This is a genomic window from Spongiactinospora rosea (genome assembly GCF_003315795.1).
GTDB lineage: Bacteria > Actinomycetota > Actinomycetes > Streptosporangiales > Streptosporangiaceae > Spongiactinospora > Spongiactinospora rosea.
Map to the genome: position 1 here is coordinate 17,332 of NZ_QMEY01000001.1, position 25,920 is coordinate 43,251.

Sequence of the window (25,920 nt, forward strand, 5' to 3'; positions counted from 1 at the left end):
GACGACAATGAGAGATAGCGCCTATGGCACAGCGTAGACGCTGCCAACCGTGTGTATTCCTCGCTCCCGCACCAATAGGGGAAAGGGAGAAATACACATCGTCTCACCCGGGAGGGAGGTGATAGGAAACGAGTCATAAAAGGTCACATAAGCGAGTACATGGAAAGAAGGTGAGAATACCCACCCCGGAGGAGTGGGCACAACCGTTGCAAAACGCGCCGGAACGATCCCAGAAATGGGCGCGTGAAGTTGCCGCGATCTACTGTCTTGAGATCAACGACTAGGCCGTGACAACACGAGACCCCCGCTCGCAGGAAACGCGGCGGGGGTCTTCGTCTGTAACGTGTCAGCCGATATCGGCGTCAGCGTCTTCCCGAAAGACCGGGACGATCAGATCAGGATGGAAAGGTGAACCCTTAGATGATGGCTTGATGATGACCGCTGTGAGGGTCTTCGCAATAGCGGCCTGCTTCTGCTCCATGGTGAAATCAGGATCATCCCACCGTTCCGCGAGATCTGTCACCACTCGCTTACGTGACTGCTGCTTCGCCTCATAAGCGCGCTTCTCCCGCTTAAGAACTGCTTCGGCCTCCTCCATACGCGCCAGACTCGGGAAGTACCGCTCTTTCGAGTACCGTCCCGTTTCATACATCTCGGTGGATTCGGCGATTCGCTGTTGCAGGTCCGCGAGTTCCTGCGCCTTTGGCCACGGCGGAACTTCCCTGGCCTCACGGAGCGGGATCTCCTTCTGATGCTCCATGATGACGAGTGCTTTGATGTACTCGTTGATCTGGTCGGCCTTGCGAGCCACCCGACCGCATCCCCCCATGCCCTTCCCCGGGCACCGGTAGATCTCTACCTTCTTGCTCTTGCTCGGCGTGTAGCGGACCGTCCCGAACATGCGCGCTTTGCAGTTGCCGCACCGGACGAACGGCGAGAGGAGGTATTTAGTCCGATAACCCGTTCCCTTGGCTCCAAGCCGGGAGTTGCGGCTAGTCTCTTTCGCCTTCCATCGGCTAACGATCGCCTCATGTTGTTCGACGGAGATGATCGGTTCCCATAAGCCTTGCACGGGCTTTCCGTTCACGTCATAAAGGATTGCGCCCTGATGAGTCTTGATCCCGCACAGCCGGGGGTTCAGGAAGATCCCAAGAATGGTGTTCAGTCTCCACACCTTGAGACCTGTCGAAGTCGGTATCCCGCGCGCGGTCCATTCTTGAGCAATGGTGAGCGCACTCACGCCCGCCGTAATCCTCGGTATCTCCCTGAGAATGTGCGCCGCCTCGCGCTTGTTGACGTGAATCCGGTCCTTACGCCACCCGAACGGGCGGTTCGGCCCGCCGCTGTTCTTCCCTTTCATCGCGGCGTGCCGTTTGCCGTCCGCAACCTGCCGGGACTTGTTCCGGGATTCCTGATTGCGCTGATTCACCAGACTCCGCGCGGCGGAGATCCCCGCATCCGTCGTAAGGTCGATATTCCCGGTCAGGCTCACCACATATGCGCCGTAGTGCTCGACGACCTCTATGAGATCTTCGAGGATGCGGGGGTCGCGTGTGGCCCTGTCGATATCCGGGGATACCAGCGCGTTGCATTCCCCGCGTCGAAGCGCGGTGAGAATCGCCTCCCAGTCAGGACGCACAACCCGATAACCGTATGTGCCGTCCGGTAACTGCACCCGTGTCTTAACGTAGGAGGAGACGGCGTTTTCCGGTACTTCCCGTGCGACCTTCCCGCCGATTCTGCGGACGAACACGCGAAGGTCGTGGAGCTGGTTGGCGAGCTGTTCGGGCCGGTCGGCCGACTCGCGGGCGGACAAGATCCAGACGAGCTTGTCGGGGTCCTGGTCGATGAGTGTGCGCCCCCCGACGCGGCGCGGTGGAGTCCTCATAATTCGGAGTATGCGGTAGAAGCACCGCAGTTAAAGCCGCCCGCAAGCACTGGGCCGGACTGTCCGTCGTCACCCAGGACGCCGCCGACCTGCTCGTTACCGACCAGGGCCAAGCCGTGGTCGCCAACTCCACCACCCAGATCCTGCTCCGCCAGGCACCCCAGGCCATCGACCGGATCACCGACGCCTTCCAGCTCTCGGACGGCGAGCGGCGGCTCCTGCTGTCCGCCGAACGCGGCACCGGACTGCTCGCCGCCGGACGGCAACGCGTCGCCTTCCAGGTCATCGGCAGCCCCTGGGAACACGCCACCGTCACCAGCGACCCCCGAGAACTCACCGCACTCAACTCTGAGGAGGAACTATGACCCGCGCCGCATGCGCCATCGCCATCACCCTGCAATCGGCCCTGCTCACAGCATGTACTGAGGCTCGCCCGCAGGCCGCACCGGCCGTACCCGTCAGCGCCATGACCGTCGGCGTACGGCCCGTCAGCAACACCGAAGCCCGCCGGGCCTATGACCGTTACCTGCGGCTGGGCGATCGAACATACGCCGGACTGGCACTGGAGATCAGCCGCGCCCGCCCGGAACCCTTCCCACCCGGCGATGTCCGGTTCGTCATCCCGCGCCCGCTGCCAGGAAGCCCACGCTGGTTCCTCGCCAGTACCGTACGCACCCAGCTCATCTTCCAAGAGACCAGAGCCGGATGGCGGGTCGTCGCGGGATCAGCCACCCCGGCCGGGTACCGGCTCCCGGAACCGGCCTTGGACCCCGACGGGCACGCGATGGCCCTGGACGAACACACCACCGGCCTGTACGCCACGCCGCGCCAAGTTGCCCACGCCCACGCCATCTCGCTCGCGAGCATGCATCTTCATCCACAGGCCCGCGCGGTCCTCGCCCCCGGCACCCACACCAGCGACGCCGCCCGCGACCTCCAGGCCGAACAGGCGCTCACGCGCGGCCAGTGGGCGCTGAGCATCACCACCCACGACCTGCCCGCTCTATACGCGCTGCGCACCAAGGATGGCGGTGCCCTGACCTGGTACGGCATCCGGGAAACCCAGACCTACACCCCGGTGGCCGACCCGCACACCGCCATTCGGTTCAGCCGGCCCGTGCTGGCCGCCCTCAGCCGTGGGCGTGCCTTCGCGAGCCGGGCAGTCATCAAGGCCGCGGGCTCGTTCGTCGCCGTCATCCCACCCGCCGGAGCCACGGCCAAGGCCGCCGTCGCCGGCGGCTGGTACGCGACGACCAGCATCAACGGATCGTGACAGGGAGCCGCCAAATGATCCATGCAGACCCCGCCGACCTGTGGAAACTCGCCGCCGCCCTGGCCATGGTCGAAACCGTCATCGCCGTCCTCCACCTCACCGCCCACCGACTGCGTCACCGTCGCTGGAGCCGCGACGCCCGATGCGTCGAGATCCTCGCCCCACCCACGGCCGACATGGCCGGAGCCGAAGCACTGTGGACCAACCTGATGGGCCTGCTCCGGCCCTGGTGGAAGCGGCTCCTGCTGGGCCAGCACCACCTGGCCTTCGAGTACATCTTCAGCAGCGACGGCATGCGCATCCGGCTGTGGGTGCCCGGCGTCGTCCCCAAGCACCTGGTCGAGCACGCGATCGAGGCGGCCTGGCCGTCCGCGCGTACCCGGATCGAGACCGCCGACCAGCCGCTACGGGAGCGCGGCTGGTCCACCGGCGGCCAGTTCGTCCTCGCATGCGGCGAACGCCTGCCGATCCGGCACGACCACGCCTCCGACCCGCTTCGCGCGCTCACCGGCGCGGCCGTCGGCATGCCGCCTGGACAGCGCGCCGTCGTACAGATCCTCGCCCGTCCGGCCACCGGACGCAGGCTGAGCGGCCTTCCGAAAAGGACGGTAAGCGTGCTGCTCGACCTGATCACTCCTGGACCGCAACAGGTCACCTCGCTGGAGAGGGCAGGCTGGGCCCGCGCCGCCCGTGACAAGGCGCAACGCCCCCAGTACGAGGTCGCGATCCGCTACGCCGTCCAGGTCGATCGGCCCGCCAAAGCGGCGGCCCGTGGCCGCGCGCACGCGATCGCCTCCGCCTTCGCCCTGTACTCAGGACACAACCGCCTCCAACGACAGCGGATGTACCAGCCGGTACGTCGGCTCGCCGCACGCCGGATGACCCGCGGCTTCCTGCTCTCCGTACCGGAACTCGCCGCCCTCGCCCACCTCCCGCTCGACACCGCCGTCCCCGGCCTGCGCCGAGCCAGGGCCAACAGCGTGCCACCGTCCCCGGCCATCCCGTACGGCGGCCCGCGCGCCAAGATCCTCGGCACCTCCGACTCCGGCCATGAACGCACGGTCGCGCTGGGCGTCGTCGAATCGTGCCACCACGTTCACGTACTCGGCCCCAACGGCACCGGAAAATCCACACTCCTCGCCCAGATGATCCTCTCCGACGTCCAGGCCGGCCGCGGCACCGTGGTCATCGAAGCCAAAGGCGATCTCGTACGCGACCTGCTCGGACTCCTCCCCAAAGCCGCAGGGGAGAGGGTCGTCCTGATCGATCCTGACGACCGCCACCCCCGCCCGGCGCTCAACATGCTCGGCGGCCCGGACCCGGTCATGGGCGTGGACAACCTGGTCGGCATCTTCCGTGAGATCTACGCCGACCACTGGGGCCCGCGCACCGACGACATCCTGCGCGGCTGCGCCCTCACCCTGGCTGGCCGGGGCGGCACCCTCGCCGACATACCCAAACTGCTGTCAGACCCGACGTTCCGCCAACGCCAGATCGCCACGATCAACGACCCGGTTCTGCGCGGCTTCTGGACCTGGTACGCGAGCCTGTCAGAACAGTCCCAGGCCCACGTGACCGCACCGATCATGAACAAGCTGCGGGCCTTCCTGCTCCGTTCTTTCGTCCGCGACGTGGTCGGCTCCGCGGAATCCACCTTCGACCTCGGGCGGGTGCTCGACGGCGGAATCCTCCTCGTACGCCTCCCCAAGGGAGTACTCGGCGACGACACCGCCCGCCTGCTCGGCTCCATGCTCCTCGCCCAGGTCTGGCAGACCGCCGCCCGCCGCGCCCGGCTCGGCCATGCCCGCCGCCCAGCCGGGCTCTACGTGGACGAGTGCCACAACTTCCTGGCGCTGCCGCACGCGATGGCCGACGTACTCGCCGAGGCCCGCGCGTATCGCCTTTCGCTCACCCTCGCCCACCAGCACCTCGCGCAGCTCCCACGCGAACTCCGGCAGGCCATCTCCGCCGACGCCCGGAACAAGATCTACTTCTCGCTCTCGCCCGAGGACGCCCGCGAGGCCGAACGCCACTTCGCCCCCCACCTCACCGCCCACGACCTGGCCAACTTGGACGCCTACCAGGCCGCCGCCCGGCTCGTCACGGACTCGGCGCAGGCGCCGCCGTTCACGCTGCGCACCCGCCCCCTGCCCGAACCCGACGTCGAGACCGCCCAGGCGATTCGCGCGCAGGCCGCACAGACGCACGGCCGTAAGGCCGCTGCCACCCAAACCGCGCCGGACGCCCGGCGCACCACCACCAACCAATGAAGGAGAAGACCATGGCAACACCCCGATTCACCCCGCGCATGCTCGGCGAACTGGCCATCCGGCTCACCGAGCGCGACCGTCACCTGATCCGCCGCATCGGCGAGTACCGCGTACTGACCTCACCACAGGTCACCGAGATGTTCTTCGGCACTGACGACGCCGCCCGCCGCCGCCTGCTCACCCTGACCAGAATGGGGGTACTGGAACGCTTCCGTCCCAACCTCCCACCCGCGATGGGCACGGCCCCCTACCACTACGTGATCGGCGAGACGGCCGCCGCCGTCCTCGCCTCCGAGGACGGCGTGGACCTGGCCGACTACGGCTACCGCCGGGACCGCGTGCTCAGCATCGCGTTCAGCCAGAAGCTCGCGCACACCGTCGGCACCAACGGCTTCGCCGCGAGCCTGTACGGCAGCGCCCGCCGCGACCCGGACGCCGAAGTGCTCACCTGGTGGCCGGAGGCCCGCTGCGCCGCCGAATGGGGACACACCGTACGCCCCGACGCCTACTGCCGATGGCGGCAGGGGGACAACATCATGGACTTCTTCCTGGAGTACGACACCGGCACCGAACCCCTCGATCGAGTTGTGCGCAAGCTGGACCGGTACGCGGCTCTGACCGAGGCGACCCGGATCGTCACCCCGGTCCTGTTCTGGGTCCAGGGCGAACGCCGCGAGATCAACCTGCGCAAGAAGCTCAAGCACCACCCAGCGCACATGTTCGTACCGATCGCCACCGCCTATCCAGCCGTACTGGACTCCGAAGGCCCGGCAGGCCGTCGCTGGGCCCCCAGCGACTACGAGGGACCACCGGTACGGCTCGCCGAGCTGGCCACGTACTGGCCCGGCCTCGGCCCGCAACCGACCACAGGTTGACCCGCATCGCCACGATCATCGCCGCAGGCAGCGGGATCCTGCTCGGCATCCCGCTGCTGGCGGGCCTCGCGGCCGGCGGCGGGCCCGCCCCACGAGCCGGATCGTGTGGCAGCCGGACGTCGGACCTGTGCACATCGCCCGGCGGGGTAGCGGTCCAGGCCGCCCTGGCGATGATCGGCACCCCGTACTCCTGGGGCGGTGGCGGCCCGCAAGGTCCGACTTTCGGCATCGGGCGTGGCGCACGGACTCGTGGGTTCGACTGCTCCGGCCTGACTGAGTACGCCTGGGCGCGGGCCGGCGCGGCCATCGGCGGCTACACGGGCGCCCAGTGGCGATCGGGCGACCGCATCCCACGATCCCACTTGCAGCCCGGTGACCTGCTCTTCTTCGCCACCAACCCGGAAGACCCCGCGACCATCCACCACGTCGCGCTGAACATCGATGGCCGGCGCTACGTACACGCCCCACAAACCGGTGCCCGGGTACGAATCGACCGATGGACGGCCTACCGGGAGGCGGAGTACGCGGGCGCGATCCGGCCGGATCTCCCCGATCTCGGGCGCTGACCAGCGTATTCTGAAGAGGACCGCTCTCACCTTTTGGCCAATTGGAAAGAGCAGGTCCCGGAAGGGCCGACCTGCGAAGGTCGGCCCTTCCTACATCCGCAAGAACCGATCGAACGCCCCCGCGTACGCGCGAGTGACGAACGCCCGCCACGACTCCGGCGTCGTGAGCACTACCCCAGGCTGCTCCGGATCGCCGTCCCCCACCCGCAGCACCAGCACCCCATCACGCGCGACCGGCACGATGTGCCCCGCCCGCACTCCCGTGACGAACCTCGCGAACGCCATCCGTGACACCTGCACTCCGGCACTGGCCTTGTCCGCCCGCTCCCAGAACCGCAGCCACCCAGGGCCCAGCCCGGACGGCTCCACCTCCAAGCCCACACCGTCGCCCCTTCGCCCGTCGTTCATGCCGATCGCTTCAACTCCAGATCGGCCCAGACCGAGCGGCCCGCCGTGATCTCGTCCGTGCCCCACTTCTCGGCGACCAGCTCGACCAAGGCCAGGCCGCGCCCCGTCTGGTCGTCGCCGTCCGCATGACGGACGCCGGGCACGCTCGCCTCCGTACCGCAATCGGCCACGGTGACGTGCAGTACGGTCCCGATCTGCTCGAACGCGACCCACAACCGCCCATCCGGCACGCGCCCCGAATCCGAGTGCTGGACCGAGTTGCCGACGAGTTCGCTGACCACGAGCAGCACCGCGTACTCGTCGCCGTCGTACCCATGGACCTCAAGCAGAGCGCGAGCGAAGGCCCGCGCCAACGGCACCGACGACTCCGACCCCGGCAGCATCACCTTCCCCAGGAAGCGCGACATCAGCTCTCCTCCACCGCCGTTGCCCGCACCAGGTTCCGTACCTGCACGGCAGCCGTACGCGACCGCACCTCCACCGGCTTCCACTGAGGCGGCTTGGTGTTGGGCTTCCGCACCAGGTAGACGGGCTCCCCGGCGCGCATCTCGGCTCGGATGGGCACCCATTCGCCCTGCCTGCGGAAGATCTTCAGGGTGGGCGGCTCATGCGGGCTGCACCGCAACTCGACCAGCGCGCCCATCATGACCAGCAGCCAGCCGAGGCGGGCCAGATGGGAGTACTCATGCGGTTCGGACACGGGGGCCTCCACTTCGACCGCGAACACTCAGCGTTACCGTCGGGAACTTTCTGTCGCCATAATGATGGAGGCATCAACCTAAGGGCAAGTACTTCTTGGGAAGTTCCCAAGCGATACTTCCCATTTGCTCTAAACTGCTGCCGCTGCGACGCTGCAAGGCAACCGGGGGAGTGAGGTGATCAGGATGGCTCCAGGCGGGGAGAGCCCCACCGTCCGATTGCGACGTCTGGCTTCAGAACTGCGCAGACTTCGCAAGGCGTCCGGCCTGACCAACGAAGCCGTCGCCGAAACGCTCGGCGTGGCCCAGTCCTGGGTGTCCAGGGCAGAGAGCGGCCGTAGAAGGATCAGACCGATCGACCTCCGCGCCCTCCTGGACGTCTACGGAGTGCAGGGCCCGCAGCGTGAGGAACTGTTGCTGCTGGGCCGGCAGGCAAGCCAGAAGGGCTGGTGGCACACCTACGGCGACGCCATCCCAGAACGCCTTCAGATCTACGTCGGCCTGGAAGCCGAGGCCACACAGATCCGCGCGTACTACAGCCAGCTCATCCCCGGCCTGCTACAGACAGCCGACTACTACCGCTCCTACCTCGCGGTGACGCTCCCCGACGCCGCACCGGACGAGGTAGAGCGCATGATCGAGTTCCGGCTCGCACGCCAGGAGCGCGTGGTGATGGAGGAGGACAGCGCTATGAAGCTGACCTTCATCCTCAATGAGGCATGCCTGCGCCGCTGGCCACTTGACGACACCATCGCCCAAGCTCAGCTCCGGCACCTGCTCAAGCTGTCCAAGCGCCCGAACATCACCCTGCAAGTGGTTCCATTCGATGTCGGCTTGTTCCCCGCGATGGGCGGGACCTTCGTCATGCTCGGCTTCCCTGTCGAGGCCGACCCCGATGTGGTCTACATCGAGCACCAGGTTGACAGCCTTTACTTGGAGGATCCCGCAACCGTAGAACGGTATAGCATGATATTCGATCAGATCCGGGCAAAAGCACTCTCTCCATCTCAAACCCGGACCTTCATATCCTCCCTGATCAAGGAAGCGTGATGATCGGAAACCCACCCCCGGCCGACATCAAGAATGAGTTGATCAGCGCCACCTGGCGAAAGAGCACCTACAGCGACGCCGGCGGCGAGTGCATCGAGGTCGCCCGCCTGACCAACGACCGAATCGCCCTGCGCGACAGCAAGGACCCCCACGGCCCCGTCCTGATCTTCTCCGGCGCCGAGTGGCGACAGTTCACCACGGGCCTGGCCCGCGGATAGTTGTCCGCTCTGCAGGCCAGCCGCCTGTTCCTCGAAGATCAAGATCACGTAAGGGTATTCTCCAGGGCGGTGGTGCAGGAAGCGCGCCGATATCACTCGCTCACCAGCATTTAGGCCCGGGCATGCCCTGGCAGTGATCGGCGAGCCTCTGCACCAGCCCGGTCTGGCAGCGGGGCCAGTCATTGATTGATTTAGACGCTCATGTCCCTGCAGGTACGACCTACTCGCCATCGTTCGTACCAGCGTATTCTCCTTGGCATTCGGGACCCTTCTCTGGAGTGCAAACGGCGATCGTGTTGATCCACTCATCGCTGATCACATGTCCCTTGTAGCGATAAGTGACCTTGATGTGTGTGCGCGTTGAGCGTCCGGTATTCTGGACCACATGAATTCCCATGAGGAGTTGCCAACCCTTCTTCAGTGGGCGTCCTCCCTCTGCTGGAATGACGAAGTTCTCTGCGGGAGCCAAGGGGCCAAGGCCGGCAGTGACAGGGGGATAGCCTTTGAGGGCTTGCTGCAATGCCCACCTTCGCTTGTGCCCGGCAATGAGTGTGCCTAAGTGATGAAGTCCGATTCCGGTGAACACCGGCTCGACCTTAAGGATAGTGATCGGTTCGTCGCCAAAGTTGAGGAAATGGTTCCATCCGTCTGTGAAGGTTACGCCGGGATTTCGTCTGAGTATGTATCCGGTCGGCTTTGAAGATTTCAACGGCCCCCGTCCGATATAGCGCTGGTCCGGTTCGGCGCGCCTGATCTCATGCTCCTGAGAGCTCTGCGTCGGCTCGGAACTTCGGGCGTGCCTGGCAGGTGTAAAGGTGCAACCAACTGCTAGCGCTGTGGCGAGGAACGGAATGGACAACCTGATAGGCCGTCGCGCCATGCAGGTACGCGACGGCCTATCTGTTAGGCGCGTTAAGGTCACTTAGAACTTTTCCATCACGTAGCTTGCGTCGACCGGGTAGTCGTCGATACCGCAGATCTCTGCGGGCTCGTCTGGGATGACGGACAGCTTCCAATACTCTCCGTTTGTCTGCCTGGAGTCGAGCTTGACGTCGCCGAGCTGAACGCCACCGTAGTAGGTCCATGAAGTGTCGCGGCTGACCCACGTCGTGGAAACGATCGGTGTGGTATGATCCTCGCGACAGTTTGGCGGGCCTCCGGCGGTTGCAATTTCATTGCCCCCGGTGAATTTATACGGCCGCCACTCGTATTTTCCGGAGATGCGCTTCTTTAGCGTGATTACGTCTTCACACCATAAATCCCATGTGCGGAATTGGAACTGCGCCCGGAAATGTGCAGGGCGAAAATTTCCGATCTCGAAGGTGATGCCTGCAGAAACACTCTGCACATTGGTGAAGCCCACGGTGGCGAGGTTTCCACCTGCTCCGACGTTGGCTGCCGCCTCGACTTCAGTCTTTCCCGTCGTGGTCCACTCATATTTTGCGGTTGTGTCTGGTCCAGTCAAGTGCCCACGCAGCGTGACCATTCGGACTTGTACCGGTATTTCAGCCATTGCGAAATAGTAGATCTCGCCTGTGCCGCAGTACTGTCCGGGATCGGGTATTCCTTGTTGCCTGGATCCATTCGCCGGTGCGCCATTGGCGTGGCCCACCAAGCTCAGCGATGACTCATCCTCACGACTTACTCCTGGCTTAAATCCTGATCTATCGACATTATATGATACGGGGTCGGCTGGCCTTGGCCCTTTGGGAGCCGGTGGCTGTGCGAGCGTCCATTCCCCCTTGGCGCCGGTAGGGGTGTGCAGATATACGCGCCTCCATACGCTGTACGATCCACCTGACGATGTGATCAGCGCTGAAGCGACGCCCTCCTGATCCACATAGCCTGCGAGGTCTTTGAGCTCGGGAGATTTAAAGGAGAAAGAGCCGTCATCGGCCGTTCGCGTCTCACCGATCTTGATGTACTCGATGCCGACGCCTGATGAAGAGGCTGCGATGATGCTTCGTGTTGGTTCGAGGTCTATTCGTAGCGGAGTGCCGGATAGGGTGTTCCCTCTGATATCGCGAAGGGTGCCAGCGACAAGGGGGGTGGAGTTCTGCTCCGCTCGTAGGGCGGCCTGCGCCGTCTCCGCCAGCGCGGCATTCGGTCGGATGGCGTTCGCCAGTCGCTTCGGTTCGGCCGCGGAGCTGGATGGGGTGATGACAGCCATTAAGGCTGTTGCGAGCGAGAGGATGATGGTCACTCGTATGGAAGGCCATGTCTGCATGAGGATCCTACTCCTCTTGTTGATGGCTTTGGTCGCTGCTGTCAGATCCTCCTCCTGGACAAGTCGGACAGCAAGGGGTTGACGGCTCGGCTGATAAGGAGTACATGAAAACTGTCATTACCCTGCTGTGCTTTGCTGCGAGGCGAGCTCAGCGCTGGGTTCATTTGAAGGCCTAAGCGCTAAGGGAAGATCTCTCGCCAACAGTGTGATGTGCGTCACAGCTACGATTTGCTCCACAATGCGACGTTGTTGATACGCTCAGTTATTGAATTAGCTAGTGTTTGGGTGGCAGTGAAGGAAGGGGGTATTCATTATTAGTTCACCCGATGGGCTGGTCGTATCCAAGTTCGACCGACGGCTTGTCTGACTTCCGTCGGGTGGATTGGCAAGGCTTGGGGTGCAACATGGGCTATGTCCGCATAGGGCCGATCTGTCCTAAAGTGTGCAGTTCGTGCCTCGGTTTGCGTGTGCGGACCTAGGTGACCTATCTGCTCCTAATCCAACACCCGCCGATGAGTCGATGAATAGCAGTGTTGTAAGGGCGCCAATATGGCGTCAGATGCGAAGTGTATCGGGGGAGGTGAGGTCAAGGATGTTCGTCGAATCTTTGTGACCCTAGCTTTAGTAAATGAGGGTACTCGGGCTATCGCCTGGATATTTAAGTTTAATGATGAGCTGGGCCATTATGATCATTGCGAAGCAGTCTACCTATATGGTTTTCAGTCCGAGTACCTGTTGGTATGCCGAGGTTGTGGTTGTGGCGGCGGAGGAGCTGGGCGGTGCGGTGGGCGTCGTCGCGGCGGTTGAGGTGGACCTGTAGGGCGATGATGCGCAGGTAGACGTCCTCGGTGTCGGGGTCCAGGGTGCGGGCGCGTTCGAGGGCTTCCAAGGCCTGCTCTGGGGCGCGGTCGGTGATGAGCTCGGCGTACTGGCACAGGGTGTCGGCCTGGGATCGGGTCAGCGGGTAGCGGTGGTCGTCGATCCATTCGGTTTCGAGGCCCTGGGCGAGTTGGCCATGGCAGAGGTCGGTCGCCTTGGTGAGTGCGGCGATTCGGGTTTCGAGGTCAGGGGCGGCTTTGGCCTCGGCGAGGGCGGCTTGGTAGTCCCAAACATCGACGCTGATCAGGCCGGTGTCGATGCGGTAGACGGCGGTGTTCTTGGTGGTGGAGGCGTTGATGAAGGGCGCACGCCGCAGGTCCTGGTTGACGTGGCCGGTCGCGGTGACCAGGGCGTTGCGCAGGTGGCGCAGGGTGTTGTGGATGTCCTTGCCGGTCTCGTCGGGCCACAGGGCGGTGGCGAGCTGGTCGCGGGTTACGCCAGTGGGGTAGAGGGCGAGGTAGGCGAGGGTGTTGAGCTGGATCCAGGTGAGTTCGAGCGGGTTGGGGCGGTCGCGTACGGACACTGTGGGCGGGCCGATCAGTGTCAGTCGGACGAGGTGGGGGCCCGCGTAGGCGGCAGGCTCGGGTTGGGGGAGTGGCACAGCGGTGGTCGTCGGTGGTGGTGGTGGGCTGAGGGTGCGCAGGTAGGCGGCTGCTTCTTCTTTGGTGATGTGGAATGCCTGGGTGCCGGTCAGCGGGCCTGTGGTGCTGATCTGGTGATCGTCGGCGATGTGGCAGGTGGTGCCGTTCGGCCAGACACCGAGCAGCAGGGCTCCGATTCCGGTACGGCGGGCACCTGATGTGAGCGGTCCCTTGATGCGTTCGTCCACTCCAGGGCTAGGTTCGATGACCAGGAGCAGGCCGGGGAGGGGTTCTCCGGGGTCGCGCTCGCGGAGTTCGTCGATGTCGGTCGCCTCACGTTCGAGGAGCATCCGGCTCCGGCCGAGGTACGTCTCCTCGAACTTCGCGATGGCCTGCTCGGCGGACTCGGTGACCAACAGCCCGGGTACTTTTATCGCGATGAGCGGGCCGAACAGTGAATCGGCGAGGCTGCGCGGTAGCAGTACCTCGGCCCGTAGGTTGCTCGCTTGCTGGAGGAGTCCGGTGATGAGGTGGCGGGCCGTGTCGTGGCCACCCGGGCCGGTGAGTGCCAGGTTGAGGCCGGCGAGGGCGATGGAGATGGCGGAGTTGTCGGGCCTGCGGGCGATGGCGATCCCGGAGGGGACGTCGATGGAGTAGCCCTGCTGGATCAGTTCGGAGTCGGAGGGCATGGTCTGGCCGCGTTCGGCCAGGGCGCGGCGGTGGGCGCGGCGCGCGTTGCGTACGGCCGGCTCAGGCTCGGGGTCGAGAGTGATCGTCACCCCCTCGGAAGCGGCGGGGGGAACGCGATGGCGACGCCGGAGATGGCGTTGCAGGGCATAGGCGGTGGAGATGCCGGCCACGTAGGAGAGGGCGATCAAGGAACCGGAGGGTAGCTCGACTCCGGAGTCCTCCTGTGATGCGACCTCGGCGTAGACGCGGGGGGCTCGCTCGAAACCGTCGCTGGTGCGGGGGACGGGTGCTGCCTGAACGGCCCTGTTGCGTTCGGGCAGGCGGAGCCGCCAGCCTGGGCGGATGTGGTCGGGGTCGGCGAAGTGGGCCCCGCGAGGTTGGGCGGAACCGGCGTTGAGTTTCCACAGCCTGGGCCATCGCCGCGGATTGCCCAGCTTCTCATCGGCGATCTTCCACAGCGTGTCGCCGCTGCGCACGCGATAGGTCTCTTCGGCGTCCAGCGGATGAGCGGGGGCCATGGCCGTGACCGGCGGCGCGGTCGTAGCGGCCGATGCCGGGGCCGTGACCGGTGAGCCGATCGCCAGGAACGCCGAGGTGACCAGGTACGCGGCGAGACGCTGCATGCCGCCCAGCCCGGGGAGCCGAGGTGTCAGTCGCAGGCCGCGGGCCCGTGCGCCGATCTCGACGGCGACGCTCGCGGTGAAGCAGGCCCATGTCCCCCAGGCGAGGAGTTCCAGGACGGCGAGGAAGGCGGTTCCGTCGTCGCGTCCGGCGAGAGTGTCCGTGATCTGCCCGAGCCCGGGCAGGTGGTCGGGGAGCGGCGAGCCTGCCAGTGAGTAAAGCAGGATGGGGAACCCTGCCACGGCGGCGATCAGTACCGCGATGGCGGCCACACTGCGGACGAGTCGGTACACGGTCATTGGTCGGGCCCTTCGACGCCGGAGACCAAGGAGGCGGTGGACGTGGCGGTCATCGACACGGAGGTGAGACCGACCATGGACAGCAGCCAGGTGGGTTTGCGGACGGTGACGCTGACGGCGATGGAGCCGGGCCCGGCGATCTGGACGGTGCCGGAGTGGCCGCCGGCGGCGAGGTAGGCGCGCGCCGCCCGTACGGCAGCGCCACGGTCAACGCGTCCCTGCGTCCCGCGGTAGACGGCGGCCCTATCGACCTGGCCGGCACCGGCACGGGCGGCCTCCTCGGCAGCGCCGACGGCTTCCCACCCGGCGCGCAGCTTGGCCCCGCCGTCCACGGACAATCCCACAAACAGAAGCAGAACGGTGATCATGATGAGGGCGTACGGCGTGATCGCTCCTCGTTCGCCGTTGTTCGGTACCGGAGTCGTCATCCGGTTTCACCACTTCGGTGCGAGCCGGGCATGGCCCTCCCGGACCCCAGTGACCTGCCTCGGTAGGGATCGAGGGGGCTGGTGGACTTCGCCCGCCGTACGACGCTGCCCGGCAGTCCTGGGAAGGCGAGGTCGGCGAGTGGGACGACGCATGTCACCGTGGCCGACACGGAGGCGGGGCGGCCCACTGGAGTGGCGAATCGGGTGGTGTCCACCTGGACGTTGATCGAGGTGCAGGGGACGCCCTGGCTGCGGAGGGAGTCGCGGGCGCCGGCTCTGGCGCGGCTGGTGGCCTGTGTGCCGGTTCGGGCGATGGATGCCTGGCGGGCCGCGTCTCGGGCCGCGGCTTCGACTGCCGCTCCCGCGATGACCACGCGGCCGGTCGCGACGGCCAGGAGCAGGACCAGCATGATCGCCGTGATGGCGATCATCGCTTCGGCGGACGCGCTGCCGCGTTCGGAGCGGTTCATCGGGCGGACCGGTCCGGAGTGGTGAACCGCTCGATCGGTCCGGCGGCCTGCTCGGAGACGGCGATCGAGGGCAGGAACGGCACCAGCGAAAGGGCCCGGCCGTGGACGGTGACCTGGACAGTCGTCTGGTCGGCGGTGCTGGTGGCGGTGATCGCGTGCAGGAATTCGCCCGCCGTGCGTTCGGCGTAGCGTCTGGCGATCTCGCCACCCGCCGTACGTGATGCCTCGTCGGCACGTGCCGCGCGTACGCCCGCCTGTGCCGCGGCGAGGGCGACCGAGCGGCCGAAGTACAGCAGGCAGACCTGCATGCAGGCGAGCACGGCCAGCATGATGACCGGTAGGACGACGATCACCTCCGCGGACATCGCTCCCTGATCCCCTCGTAGGCGCGTGGCCAGGGACTTCACAGGTTGATCGAGTTCGCCTTGTTGATGATCTTCGCGCTGACGATGGCCATGACCGTGATGGCGACGACCACCAGTGCCGCGACGATGACCATCATCTCGGCGGACATTCCGCCTTTCTCTGGCGGCTGATCCCGGAGCCGGGCATGCAGGCGTTCGATGAGGGCCACCCAGTAACCGGTCTCCGGCGGCAGGCGATCGCGCACTTCCGGTCCTCCTAGCTCAAGATCCGATAGACGGCGGGAAAGCAGACCAGCAGCAGGAACCCGAAGACCGATACGCCGATGGCCACGGGCATCTCGCTGGTACGGCTGTTGGCGGTGGCGCGGGCGTCGGTCAGTGCGGCCGTACGCATGGACTGGGCCTTGGCCAGCAGGGTGGACAGCACCCTGGTTCCCTCGGTGCCCGCGCCTTCGGCGATGTCGGCGAGTTCGGAAAGTTCGGGGATTCCTACCTGCTCACCGAGGTCCGCGAGTCCGCGCCATGGCTGTTCGCCTGAACGTTTGGCCTGTTCGAGTACCTGGGCCAGCCTCGCGAACACCCAGCCGGTGCAGACGTCGGCCGGTGATTGCAGGGCCTGGTGCGGTCCGGCCCCGGCGGCTCTTTCGAGCGCGACCATGTCGAGATACGTCGCGAGCGCGGCGCGGAACTCCCCACGTCGCTCCCGCGCCTGGCGGCGAGCGGCGAGGTCCGGCAGGAGCGCGAACAGCGCCCCCAGGATCAGGCTCGCCCCGACCGGTACGGCCCAGGGGACCGGCACGCCGAGCAGGGTGCTCAGCAGGTTGAGCGGCACCGGGATGGCCAGGCCGGCCAGCAGGAACACGACCCGCTGGAAGGTGAACCGTTCGACGCTGACGCCCAGCAGGGCGAGATCGTCGCGGGGGATCGGCAGCCGGGCCAGGCGTACGGCGAGGCGGTGCAGCCGATCCGAGCCGCGCGCCTCAGCGCCCTCGATGCGCTCCAGCGCCTGGACGAGGTTCGGTGGAGCCGGAAGCAGTTCCGATACGACGACCACCGCGCCCATGCCGCACAACATGCCCGCGACCACGGCCGATGCGTTCATGGCCGCTGCTCCGGGCCAGACAGGAAACGCTGTTCGGCGGAGGAGGTGCCGAGGCGGTGCAGCCACCACAGCGCGCCCGCGTAGAACAGGACCACGATCGCCAGCACCGCCTGGCCGAGCGGTGTGCCGAACGGAGCCACGTACGTCCGCTGTACGAGCGCGATCACGGTGAAGACGCCGAGGATTCCGAGGATCCATCGCACGGTGGTGCGGTGTTCGGCGCGGGCCGCCTCGATCTCCCTGCGGTCGCGTACGTCTCGGGCGACCAGTTCGGCCAGGCCGGCGAGTACCGCGCTCGCGCCGCGGCCACGGCGGCGGGCGACCAGGATGAGCGCGGCGGCGATCCGGTCGCCCACGGGGTCGTCGAGTTCGTCGGCGAACAGGCGTAGTGCCTGCTCGGTGGGCATGCGAGCGGTGCTCAGCCGCCGGGACAGTGCCGTGACCGGTCCTGCGATCGGGGCCGGCACCTTGCGGGTCGCGCTGTACTCCAGCGCCTGCTCGAGGGCGCGGCCTGCGTTCAGCAGGTCGGCCAGGCGGCGGGTCCACTGCTCTAGCGCCTCCAGCTTGTGGATGCGTTCGCGGGCGGCGCGGCCGGTCAGCATGCGGGGCAGTACCGGAACGGCCAGCCCGACGGCGACCGCCGCGACGGGCCAGCCGGTCGTCCACAAGGTCGCCGATGCGGCGATGAGCGCGACCGCGGTACGGCGATGATGCCGGGTCGCCATCGCGCGGATCGCCATCCAGCGCCTGGGCGGACGTACCGGTTCGTCGGCCGCGCTGCCTCTCAGACCTGCGATGAAGTAGATCGCCCCGCCGATGAAGGCAGCCGCGGCGACTCCGGCCGTCAAGGCGGTCATCGGGTCTCCCACGTCGCGAAATGCGACAGATATGCTGGATCGAAACCGGCCTGGACAAGCCGTTGCAGGCACTGTGGCGTGATGTCGGGCATGGCCCGTCCGCCGGGGCCGGTCGGCCGGTAGACGTTGTTGCGGCAGGGGAGTTCGCTGTCGGCCGGGGGCAGGACTTCCAGTACCTCGGACACGAAGCGGGTGTTCGTCGTTGGGTCCATCCGGAGGTGAACGACGAGGTCAACGGTCTCGCCCGTGTTGAGGTGGATGACGGCCGGGGGTGTCTGGGCTCCGATGCCGCGTGTCCACAGCATGACGATCCGGTTGAAGATCTCCTCGGTGCCGTCGGCGTGGATGGTGCACATCGAGCCGGGATGGCCGGTGTTCATCGCCTCGAACATCGGCACGATCTCGTCGGACCGTACCTCGCCGACCAGGATCCGCCGGATGTTCTTGCGCAGCGCGTGCGGGATCAGGTCGTTGAGGGGGACGGCGCCGGCGCCCTCGGAGTTGGCCTGGCGTGCCTGAAACGCGATCACGTTGTGGTGCCGGTGTGGCAGTTTGTCGAGGAAGAGTTCGTAGTCGGATTCGAGTGTGGCGAGCCGTTCATCGGGGTCGATAGCGGACGCGAGCGCGCGCAGCATGGTGGTCTTCCCGGCCGCGGTGCCGCCGGTGATGACGATGTTGAGGCGGGCGCGTACGGCGGCGTGCAGAAAGGCGTGCAGGCTTCTGCTGATCGTGCCCAGGCGCAGGAGATCGTCAAGGGTGACGTCCACGAGGCGGTGGCACCGGATGCTGACGCACGGCCTGGTGGTGACCGCCATGGTGGCGCTGAGCCGTACGCCCATGCCGTCCTCGCCGTCGCCCGGCCGAAGTGCGGTGTTGAGCAGTGGGCTGGCTGTGGAGAACTCGCGCGGGTTGTAGCTCTTGTGCAGCGCCCACATCTGAACCATCTTGATCAGGTCGTCGTCGGTCGCGGCGACGGGTGGGGCCTTCGCGCAGGTGCCGTCGCTGTACGTCACCCAGACCTCGTCACAGCCGTTGATGTCGATGCTCTCGACGCGGGTGTCTCGGATGTAGGGGGTGAGGACGCCGAGCTCGAAGCGTTCGTCGATCACCGCGTTGACGAGGTCGCGCTGGGTCGCGAAGTTCAATGCCGTGCCTTCGGCGAGCCGGTCGTGGATCCAGCGCTGCACCCGTGCCTGGATGAGCTGCTTGGCCGCGGCGCGGTCCTCGGAGTCCTTCAGGTCGTCGGCGACCAGCTTGGTGATGCGGGTGACGGCTTCGCGGAAGGCAGCCGGATCGAGGTCGTCGGGTCGGGGGTCCGGCGGATCGACGACGGATGGCCAACGCCGATCGCTCGGCGGCCAGGTGCTCGTCATGAAGCCACCGCCTTGTGAGGCTCATTTGCGGCCTTGCGCATCGAGGCCGCCAGGCGCTGGGCGCCGTTCAGGAGGTGTGCCATCCGGGCGGCGCGCGGCGCGGGCCTCCCATCGGAGAGCACAGCGGCCAACCGGGGTTCGAAGGGCATGGTGGCGATGACCGGCAGGCCGTACAGGGCCTGGCTCACCTCCACGGGCGCGTAGTCGCCCGCGCCGATCAAGCACAAGGTCACCGGGACACTGGTGCCGACGTACCGGCCGAGGGCGTCGAGCCGCGGGCGGGCGTCGGCGACCTGGCGCAGGGTCGGGCGCAGCACCATCACCGCGAGCTGGGACGCGGCGATCAGTCGCAGCGGGGTGTCCGGGCGGCCGATCTGCCCGATGTCGATGACGACGTCGGTATCCTCACCGGCCGCGCTCTTGATCACGTCGATGACGGCGTCCCACGCGCTCTCGATCTGGACGACATGGCGGGGATCTCGGAGGCCGGGCAGGAGCAGCCACCGGCGGACTTCTTGATCAAGGGAGATGACGTACTCCCAGAGCACGGACGCGTCCGGGTCGTGCGCGATGGCCAGCGCGAGTTCGAGGAGGCCGCCCTTCAGGCCGTCGGTCCGCCCGGCGAGGAAGCCCTGAAGGACGCTGCCGCCTTTGGGGTCGCACTCGGCGAGCAGTGCCCGTCGGTCCCAGGCGTGGGTGACGGCCAGGCCCGTGGTGGTCACCCCGGGGGAGCCGCCGGGGCTCATCAGCGTGAAGATCGCCACTCACTGCCTCCGTGGCGTGAGTACCAGGGCCACGCGTCCGTCGGCGGCGAGGGAGGCGAGTTTCGGGCCGTCCATATCGCTCACCAGGAGATCGACGACGACCATTCCATCGGTGTCGGGCTCCTTGACCTGGTCCACGACGGCGGCGATGCCTGTTGGGACGATCCGTCTGGTAGTGGGGTCCGGTGCGGGCATGACCAGTACCGGATCGCCTGGGGCGAAGCCTCGGGCGGGCAGCCGGCTGGGCTTGACCGCGATCGGTACGAGCTGCTGCTGCGGTGCGGGGGTGAGCTGGTCGGTCGTTGCCTTGGGGGAGAGGAGCGTACCGGCCAGGAGGGTCACGGCGGCCCTCGTGCCGACGATTTGCGGAAGTCGGTCGCCGGGTACGGTCGCGACTCCCGGCTCCGCGCCCACAAGCGTGGTCGCCATGTCGTTCGCGGTGACCTGCCGTCCGATCGGGACATCTCTGGTCATGACCACGACCAGGGAACGGCTGCTCAACTGCTGCACCGTCTGCGCGGCGAGGACGCCACCGCCTGTCATCGCCAGCAGGCCGACCAGCAGCAGGCCGCGACGCCGCTGCCGGGGTTGGTGCGGCAGCTTCGGCACCGTCACTCGAGGAGCCTGTGGGGCGGTCATGATTGTCCTCGCACGAGGGCTTGGCCTTCCGCCACGCGCAGCGGAAAGGTCGTTGTCCGGGTGATCGGCGGCAGCGCGCCGCCCGCCCCGCCGGAACCGGTCCAGCTCGCTGTCCACACCACCGAGACGGTCACCCGGTACTGCGATCCCGGCAGACCGGCACTCGACTCGGTGAAGACGTGGGTGCAGGAGGCGGGGTCCTGATCGTCGGGCGATCTGGCGTGGTCGTACGGCACGCCGAGGCCGGTACACGTCACGACGTCCTGACCCTGCCCAGGGTCGATGGTCAGCTTCGCAGGCCTGGCGACCACTTCGGCCCATGCCGGGCCGGCGGTGGCGCGTTCGCGGAGCGTCGTCCACTGGTTTTGGGGCAGCCAGAAGTAGTGGGGAAGGCCGACAAGCCCGTCGGCACCTCGGGGTGGTGCTGTTTCTATGACAGGTGCAGGTGGCCGGAGTCGCCGGAGGGCCTTGTCGCGTAGCGCCTCGGGGGTCGTACCGGGCTCGCGTGGTACGACGGCGTCGAACACATTGCTGCGGCCACCGGGCGCCTGGTCACACTGCACGTACCGGATTCCGTGCTGTCCACTGAGCGGGTGGCAGTTGCTCCAGCCGCCGGATGCGGTGGCGTTCTCTGTTCTGGGTGGCCCCTTTTCATGCTGGCCGTACACAAGCCAGGAGTCACCCCAGGCAAGAGCGCCCCTGTCATGGTCGGCAAGGCCAGCGAGCAGCGCGGAAGCGACCACGGTCACGGTGACGGCGGAGTACATGGCGCCTCCTTGACGGTCAGCCCGGTGAGCAGCCACCGCCCGCTGGAATCCCGCTTCAACGTGGCTTCTACATTTGCCGCGGCTCTTGTACTACTGCTCGCGGGCAGGGGTTTGTGCGTGGTGGCATCGGCCATACCGGCGTTCGCCATGTCCTGGCAGTCGATCACCTTCGCCTGATCCTTGGCGACCCACACCTCTTTCACCCGCGGGGAGACCTCTCCGTACGGCTCGCGCCCCTGCGACTGCATCTTTCTAACTCCATCGATGAGGTGGTCCAAATACCCACCGCTCACGTGCGATTCGAGGAGGGCACGCGCATCTTCGGGAGTGGATCGGCCAGCTTTTGCGAGGAGCTTCCAGTAGTTGCGGTAGGTGGCCAGGACTGCATCATGCGCGGTAGAGGGCGAAGGGTGCGGGGAATGTGTCGTCAGGGGTGGGGGTGTAGGTGATTCGCGGGACTGCGAACCTGTTTCCTCTATCTGGCACCCTGATGCGGCCAGCACGACAATCGAGAACATGGCAATTAGGGACGACCTGGCGCTTTTCCTAAATTTGGACATCTGGCCCACGTGTCTCCCATGCGGCTCGCTCGAAATGCGAGGAGCAGCGTAAGGGATGAACTCGTGCGCTGGCAAATGCGTGGACGAATTGCGCACCTCGGGAAGTAGATTAAGTGGGTAAATTGGTAGCAATGACTAGATCGACAAAGGTAAAGAATGCCGATGGGACGGCGAAGGTGCACATCTGAATGGGTCTAGGGAGGGACGACCACGGGCGCGGGCCGCCGCGCCCGATTCCACCGCCGCCATGGCATGGTCGTGGCCATCGGCACGCTCTCCACGGAAGGCGGCGAACAAGCTGCCGGGAACCACACAACGGAATCCACGATCACGGGCCCGGCCACAAGCACGGAAGGATCAGGGACCTCATGGAGCTTCCCCGCGACGATCTCCGCGACCCTGGCCAGACTCATCGGCAGCATGCCCTGCCCCTCCCCTCAGTGGTCCATAGCCGAACTTAGCCCGCAAGGTCGGTCAGTTCGCGGTTTTCGCTGTTCAGAGCCCTACGGGCGCGTCGCAGCAGCATCGACGATCAGGCGGATCTTGGTGCCCGATCGTTGGCCATGTTGTCGTCGTCGATACGCTTGAGATCAGCGACGAATCGGCGATCGCCTCGCACAGGTAAATCAGGTTCAGCAACTTCTCTGTGCAGTTGCTCAGAAGCGACGCCCTACTTGCAGAGTGACCCTGGCTGGCGGAGTGCGGTTACCCCTCCTGATTGTCTTCGCACTTCCTCCCCCGATTAATTGGGGGGCGGCTGGCGGGCATTGTGGCAGGTGGGGCGGGTGGCCGGCACCCCGCGCTCGACCCCGACACGTGTACCGGGGTACGGATATATAAGGAGGCGAGCGCCGGGAATGCTTCAGGTGTTTCGGCAAATAGAAGCCCCACTCTGTATGTCTATATCAACGGGCATCCTTATTTTCATTGGCTCCATCCTTGCCGACTTGAGTGCGGATTTCCGTGCTGCCTGAAAGCTCTTCGATATGCAGGAAGCCGCATTCTTTACCCGGTGGTCGTTGAGGCGTGCACCGTTTCCTGATGGAATTGAGGTGGCCAAAAGGTGACGGTGCACAAGATGTGCCGGAAAGAACAAAGAACGGAGAGCGGTCATGGTGGAAATCGGAGCCGCGAAGTCTGTCCCTGCGAACGTGCCGGGCGCAAGCCTCACGCCGAGCGATATGGCGCGGGTGACACCGGAGGACTGGGCTGAGATTCGTAAGCTCGCTCGCGGCTACTGTCGTACGGTGGACGCCACGCGGCCACGTAAGCGCATGGACGGAAGCGCGACGGTCGTCAATGGCGGCTGCGCACCCTACGGGACCGATGACGTCTCCGACGACGTCAACCAGGACGCGGTTCTACTCTTCGCGCAACGTTTGCGTGACGTGATCAGCAAGTTCGAGGAAGCGCCAGGGAGCGGCGGAACGCGCGAAACTCAGGCGTGGATATACGTTCGGAAGGACGGCGGCCGGATGGTCATCGACCGCACCACCCTTCAGCGGTGGGCGGTACGCGATGCCGCTGCGCGGAACGGTTACCGGCCGCCTGCCTCTTGGAAGGGAACGGATGCGGCGTCAGGCGCGCAGTCCGCGTCAGTCGGTCCGGATCTGGAGTATGCGGCGGTCTCCTTGGCCGCCGCGCAGCACAGCGAAGAGATCTTCCAGCAGGCGTTCGGGGACGGACGGGAGTTTCCGATTCTGAAGGAGATCATCGCGAAGGCCGAGCAGGCGGAGGACCTGGGACGCGCGGGAATCCTGTCCAGCGTGGCTCAGGAGCGTGAAGGGGGATCCTATGGTTCCCGGAGTGCGGTGATCCGTACTCGTGACGCGGCACGGGTGGAGCTGCAAGAGCTGTCGGAACGCCTTGACGACGCCCGAAACGCCATCGTCTACGGGGGCACCGAACCGCAGAACAGCGACTGACGAGACGGTCACAGAGCCCCGGGGAGCAAGTAGCCCCCGGGGCTTTCCGTATTCCCCCATTACGACTTGAGTGTGCCGGATTAAGGCGATGGTTGCATGGCATGCCACGGACGCGTGGGCTAACAACGCAGCCGTATTTATATGAAGGGGAAATTCGCTGCTGGCAGCTACTTCCGAAAGGAATCCGATCACGCAAGAGGGGGGAGTGTTGGATATTCCGCTTGGGCGTAAGGTGGCCGAGGCGATCGAACAGGCCCGCCACGCTGACTATGCGGCGTCCGCGGAACTGGTGTGTCAGGTTCAGCGCGGGCAGCGACTCGCCGCCGAACCGCTGTTCCTGGCCGTATACAGTTCGGCGCTACGGGCCTGGTGGGATCTGGTCGATGTGCAGATCTGCCGGGAGGGTGTGGAAGCGGCGCATGCCGTCCGGCGGGTACGAGTGCGGGCGCGACACTATCTGACCGGGAATCTGGCTGCTCCGCGGCCGGGCACTTTGTTCGATCACGCCTTGGCGCATGCTGCCCGGGCCGCCGCCCGTCACTTTCTGGCGAGCAGCGGTGAACTCCTTACCAGCCCAACGCAGCCCGAGACAGCGCCTGTAAGCGAGGAACGGGAGCAACCGGCCCGGCCTGCGTAGCGGCGAGTATCCGCTCAGGACGGCACATCTAATGCGGGACGTAAGCCCGCTGAATCATATTCATCTGCCCCTTGGTAGCTGACCAGGGGCTTTGTCATGTCTGGAGGTCTTCCATGACCGCGGTATCTGAGCCCGCCACCGAGCCCGTGCCCACCATCAGGATCACCAGCACGGCCGATGTCGTCGCCATCGTTCCCTACATGCTCGGTTTCCACCCGTCGCTGAGCATGGTCGTCATCATGGTCGGCGGCGACACGCCGACTTCGGCAGGTGTGTTCCGCTTCGACCTGCCCCAGGACCCTGCACACGCCGACGACCACGCCGAGCGGGCCGCCGGGCTTCTGCACCGATACGGGATCCGGCAGGTGCTATTGCTTGGGTACGGGCCAGGGAATCGGGTCACGCCGGTCATGGATGCCATGAGGCGCATCCTGGGCGACGCGGGGATCGACGTCCGTGAGGCGCTGCGAGTAGAGAAGGGCCGGTACTGGTCCTATCTATGCACGGACCCGTCGTGCTGTCCGGCGGAGGGCGTCATGGTCGATATGACCGGCAGCGTGCCTGCCGCAACCGCGGTGCTGGCCGGGATGCGGGCCCTGCCCGACCGGGGCGCGCTGGCCGCGATCCTGGACCCGCCGACCGGGTTCGACCCGCTGGTGGGCGAGCGGGTCATGCGGCAGGTGTGCGACCGTGTCCGGGAGCTGGCCGTGCAGGACCACGACTGGTTCGGCGACGGGGTGCGGCAGGTCACTGCCGCCCTGGATCGGGTCCAGGCCGGGGAAGACCTCGACGTCGCCACCCTCGCCCGGCTGGGCGTGGCCTTGACCTCGGTTCTGGTCCGTGACATCGCGTTCACCCGCATCGGGCGCGAGGACGCGGACGACCATGTCCGGCTGTGGACCGAGGTCACCCGTACGGTCCCGGCCGCGTTCGCCGCCGCGCCCGCCACGCTCGTGGCGTTCGCCGCGCTGTCGCGGGGGGATGGGGCTTTGGCGCGCGTCGCCTTGGAGCGGGCGTTGGCCACAAATCCGGGGTACAGCATGGCGCTGCTGATCACGCAGGCGATCAATGCGGGGATGACGCCCGCGCAGATGTTCGCGGTCGATTGGGACGGCCAAGTGGAGGCGATCACCGCCCAAGCTCGGCTGAACCCCGCGCATGCCCGGCCGGTACTGCCAGAGGGGTGGTGAGCCGCGGATGGCCTACGCAGCCGAGACCATGATCGGGCCTTCCGCCTGTCCGGCGGGATTCGGGCGAGCGCAAATGAGACGGCAACGCTGGAGAAGGGCGCAGTCCCCGCCGACCAGAGCAGCGCGGGGACGGCGCCAGGCGTACCGACTGCGCCTGCCTCTCCGTCGCTGCCACGGACCCAAGAGACGCCGTTGCCGGCTGGCGCCGAATCGATGGCCGGGCGCATAGGCCGTCACCTGATCAGTCTCCATCACGACCGCCCCGGCGACGCCCGGGGCGGTCGGTGTTCTTTCGGAGGG

Annotated in this window: 29 protein-coding genes; 10 read left to right on the plus strand and 19 right to left on the minus strand. The window is 66.2% G+C overall.

The features are described from left to right. Nucleotides 1-346 precede the first annotated feature (346 nt). The gene (locus tag DP939_RS00075) at nucleotides 347-1,888 is read right to left on the minus strand and encodes a recombinase family protein (protein ID WP_113977366.1); all 1,542 of its coding nucleotides are present in this window, start codon (nucleotides 1,886-1,888) and stop codon (nucleotides 347-349) included. Between the two features lie 116 nt (nucleotides 1,889-2,004). Here DP939_RS00075 and DP939_RS00080 point away from each other — a divergent pair, with 116 nt between their 5' ends. The 5 genes from DP939_RS00080 to DP939_RS47495 are packed head-to-tail and all read left to right on the plus strand — an operon-like array spanning nucleotide 2,005 to nucleotide 6,872. Continuing rightward, nucleotides 2,005-2,253 carry a hypothetical protein gene (locus DP939_RS00080; RefSeq protein ID WP_113977368.1) on the plus strand — a complete coding sequence of 83 codons (249 nt, stop codon included), beginning with the start codon at nucleotides 2,005-2,007 and terminating at the stop codon, nucleotides 2,251-2,253. After that, a complete protein-coding gene (locus DP939_RS00085) occupies nucleotides 2,250-3,161 on the plus strand; it encodes a hypothetical protein (RefSeq protein WP_113977370.1) in 912 nt (303 codons plus the stop codon). The genes DP939_RS00080 and DP939_RS00085 overlap by 4 nt, the downstream gene beginning before the upstream one ends. A gap of 14 nt (nucleotides 3,162-3,175) precedes the next feature. Further along, nucleotides 3,176-5,431 carry a type IV secretory system conjugative DNA transfer family protein gene (locus DP939_RS00090; protein WP_113977372.1) on the plus strand — a complete coding sequence of 752 codons (2,256 nt, stop codon included), beginning with the start codon at nucleotides 3,176-3,178 and terminating at the stop codon, nucleotides 5,429-5,431. A gap of 11 nt (nucleotides 5,432-5,442) precedes the next feature. Beyond that, entirely contained in the window at nucleotides 5,443-6,306 is an 864-nt protein-coding gene (locus tag DP939_RS47490; protein WP_158578406.1) for a replication-relaxation family protein, read from the plus strand. Then, the gene (locus DP939_RS47495) at nucleotides 6,303-6,872 is read left to right on the plus strand and encodes a C40 family peptidase (protein ID WP_225877972.1); all 570 of its coding nucleotides are present in this window, start codon (nucleotides 6,303-6,305) and stop codon (nucleotides 6,870-6,872) included. The genes DP939_RS47490 and DP939_RS47495 overlap by 4 nt, the downstream gene beginning before the upstream one ends. A 90-nt stretch (nucleotides 6,873-6,962) precedes the next feature. Here DP939_RS47495 and DP939_RS00105 read toward each other — a convergent pair whose 3' ends face one another. From DP939_RS00105 to DP939_RS45900, 3 genes are read right to left on the minus strand one after another with little or no spacing between them, the layout of a single operon-like run. Further along, nucleotides 6,963-7,280: a hypothetical protein gene (locus DP939_RS00105; RefSeq protein ID WP_147267787.1), complete on the minus strand. Its 318-nt coding sequence runs from the start codon at nucleotides 7,278-7,280 to the stop codon at nucleotides 6,963-6,965. Continuing rightward, complete coding sequence (locus DP939_RS00110; RefSeq protein WP_158578407.1) at nucleotides 7,277-7,687, minus strand: ATP-binding protein; 411 nt, start codon at nucleotides 7,685-7,687, stop codon at nucleotides 7,277-7,279. The genes DP939_RS00105 and DP939_RS00110 overlap by 4 nt, the downstream gene beginning before the upstream one ends. Then, nucleotides 7,687-7,980, minus strand: coding sequence for a hypothetical protein (locus tag DP939_RS45900; protein ID WP_158578408.1), 294 nt, complete (start codon nucleotides 7,978-7,980; stop codon nucleotides 7,687-7,689). Before DP939_RS45900 ends, DP939_RS00110 begins: the two co-directional genes overlap by 1 nt. Nucleotides 7,981-8,164: 184 nt before the next feature. Here DP939_RS45900 and DP939_RS00115 point away from each other — a divergent pair, with 184 nt between their 5' ends. Further along, the gene (locus DP939_RS00115) at nucleotides 8,165-9,028 is read left to right on the plus strand and encodes a helix-turn-helix domain-containing protein (RefSeq protein WP_147267788.1); all 864 of its coding nucleotides are present in this window, start codon (nucleotides 8,165-8,167) and stop codon (nucleotides 9,026-9,028) included. Further along, a complete protein-coding gene (locus DP939_RS00120) occupies nucleotides 9,028-9,246 on the plus strand; it encodes a DUF397 domain-containing protein (RefSeq protein ID WP_113979426.1) in 219 nt (72 codons plus the stop codon). The genes DP939_RS00115 and DP939_RS00120 overlap by 1 nt, the downstream gene beginning before the upstream one ends. 220 nt (nucleotides 9,247-9,466) lie before the next feature. Here DP939_RS00120 and DP939_RS45245 read toward each other — a convergent pair whose 3' ends face one another. The 15 genes from DP939_RS45245 to DP939_RS49190 all read right to left on the minus strand — a co-directional run bounded on the left by DP939_RS45245 (nucleotide 9,467) and on the right by DP939_RS49190 (nucleotide 22,180). Continuing rightward, nucleotides 9,467-10,105, minus strand: coding sequence for a hypothetical protein (locus DP939_RS45245; RefSeq protein ID WP_147267789.1), 639 nt, complete (start codon nucleotides 10,103-10,105; stop codon nucleotides 9,467-9,469). 63 nt (nucleotides 10,106-10,168) lie between these two features. Beyond that, entirely contained in the window at nucleotides 10,169-11,449 is a 1,281-nt protein-coding gene (locus tag DP939_RS45250; RefSeq protein WP_147267790.1) for a hypothetical protein, read from the minus strand. A gap of 688 nt (nucleotides 11,450-12,137) precedes the next feature. Next, the gene (locus DP939_RS00130) at nucleotides 12,138-14,543 is read right to left on the minus strand and encodes a LysM peptidoglycan-binding domain-containing protein (RefSeq protein ID WP_113977384.1); all 2,406 of its coding nucleotides are present in this window, start codon (nucleotides 14,541-14,543) and stop codon (nucleotides 12,138-12,140) included. Then, nucleotides 14,540-14,971, minus strand: a complete 432-nt coding sequence (locus DP939_RS00135) for a pilus assembly protein TadG-related protein (protein ID WP_113977386.1) — start codon at nucleotides 14,969-14,971, stop codon at nucleotides 14,540-14,542. Before DP939_RS00135 ends, DP939_RS00130 begins: the two co-directional genes overlap by 4 nt. Then, nucleotides 14,968-15,441 carry a TadE/TadG family type IV pilus assembly protein gene (locus DP939_RS00140; RefSeq protein WP_113977388.1) on the minus strand — a complete coding sequence of 158 codons (474 nt, stop codon included), beginning with the start codon at nucleotides 15,439-15,441 and terminating at the stop codon, nucleotides 14,968-14,970. The genes DP939_RS00135 and DP939_RS00140 overlap by 4 nt, the downstream gene beginning before the upstream one ends. Then, nucleotides 15,438-15,806: a TadE/TadG family type IV pilus assembly protein gene (locus tag DP939_RS00145; RefSeq protein WP_113977390.1), complete on the minus strand. Its 369-nt coding sequence runs from the start codon at nucleotides 15,804-15,806 to the stop codon at nucleotides 15,438-15,440. Before DP939_RS00145 ends, DP939_RS00140 begins: the two co-directional genes overlap by 4 nt. Nucleotides 15,807-15,844: 38 nt before the next feature. Next, entirely contained in the window at nucleotides 15,845-16,051 is a 207-nt protein-coding gene (locus DP939_RS00150; RefSeq protein ID WP_113977392.1) for a hypothetical protein, read from the minus strand. Between the two features lie 11 nt (nucleotides 16,052-16,062). Then, nucleotides 16,063-16,908: a type II secretion system F family protein gene (locus tag DP939_RS00155; RefSeq protein ID WP_158578409.1), complete on the minus strand. Its 846-nt coding sequence runs from the start codon at nucleotides 16,906-16,908 to the stop codon at nucleotides 16,063-16,065. Beyond that, on the minus strand, nucleotides 16,905-17,765 hold the full coding sequence (locus tag DP939_RS00160) for a type II secretion system F family protein (RefSeq protein WP_113977396.1): 861 nt from the start codon (nucleotides 17,763-17,765) through the stop codon (nucleotides 16,905-16,907). The genes DP939_RS00155 and DP939_RS00160 overlap by 4 nt, the downstream gene beginning before the upstream one ends. Further along, nucleotides 17,762-19,138: a CpaF family protein gene (locus DP939_RS00165; protein ID WP_113977398.1), complete on the minus strand. Its 1,377-nt coding sequence runs from the start codon at nucleotides 19,136-19,138 to the stop codon at nucleotides 17,762-17,764. The genes DP939_RS00160 and DP939_RS00165 overlap by 4 nt, the downstream gene beginning before the upstream one ends. Continuing rightward, on the minus strand, nucleotides 19,135-19,902 hold the full coding sequence (locus DP939_RS00170) for a ParA family protein (protein ID WP_113977400.1): 768 nt from the start codon (nucleotides 19,900-19,902) through the stop codon (nucleotides 19,135-19,137). The genes DP939_RS00165 and DP939_RS00170 overlap by 4 nt, the downstream gene beginning before the upstream one ends. Beyond that, entirely contained in the window at nucleotides 19,903-20,517 is a 615-nt protein-coding gene (locus tag DP939_RS00175) for an SAF domain-containing protein (protein ID WP_113977402.1), read from the minus strand. Between the two features lie 20 nt (nucleotides 20,518-20,537). Then, entirely contained in the window at nucleotides 20,538-21,308 is a 771-nt protein-coding gene (locus DP939_RS45255) for a hypothetical protein (protein ID WP_147267791.1), read from the minus strand. Further along, entirely contained in the window at nucleotides 21,287-21,556 is a 270-nt protein-coding gene (locus tag DP939_RS00180) for a hypothetical protein (RefSeq protein WP_113977404.1), read from the minus strand. The genes DP939_RS45255 and DP939_RS00180 overlap by 22 nt, the downstream gene beginning before the upstream one ends. Before the next feature lie 447 nt (nucleotides 21,557-22,003). Then, entirely contained in the window at nucleotides 22,004-22,180 is a 177-nt protein-coding gene (locus tag DP939_RS49190; protein WP_199564878.1) for a Mur ligase domain-containing protein, read from the minus strand. An 800-nt stretch (nucleotides 22,181-22,980) separates the two neighbouring features. On the opposite strand from DP939_RS49190, the gene DP939_RS00190 reads away from it, so the two are divergent. The 3 genes from DP939_RS00190 (at nucleotide 22,981) to DP939_RS00195 (ending at nucleotide 25,620) form a co-directional block, all read left to right on the plus strand. Then, a complete protein-coding gene (locus DP939_RS00190) occupies nucleotides 22,981-23,793 on the plus strand; it encodes a hypothetical protein (protein WP_113977406.1) in 813 nt (270 codons plus the stop codon). 232 nt (nucleotides 23,794-24,025) lie between these two features. Next, nucleotides 24,026-24,430 carry a hypothetical protein gene (locus DP939_RS45260; RefSeq protein ID WP_158578410.1) on the plus strand — a complete coding sequence of 135 codons (405 nt, stop codon included), beginning with the start codon at nucleotides 24,026-24,028 and terminating at the stop codon, nucleotides 24,428-24,430. A 113-nt stretch (nucleotides 24,431-24,543) separates the two neighbouring features. Beyond that, nucleotides 24,544-25,620, plus strand: a complete 1,077-nt coding sequence (locus DP939_RS00195) for a DUF4192 domain-containing protein (protein ID WP_113977408.1) — start codon at nucleotides 24,544-24,546, stop codon at nucleotides 25,618-25,620. Nucleotides 25,621-25,920 lie beyond the last annotated feature (300 nt).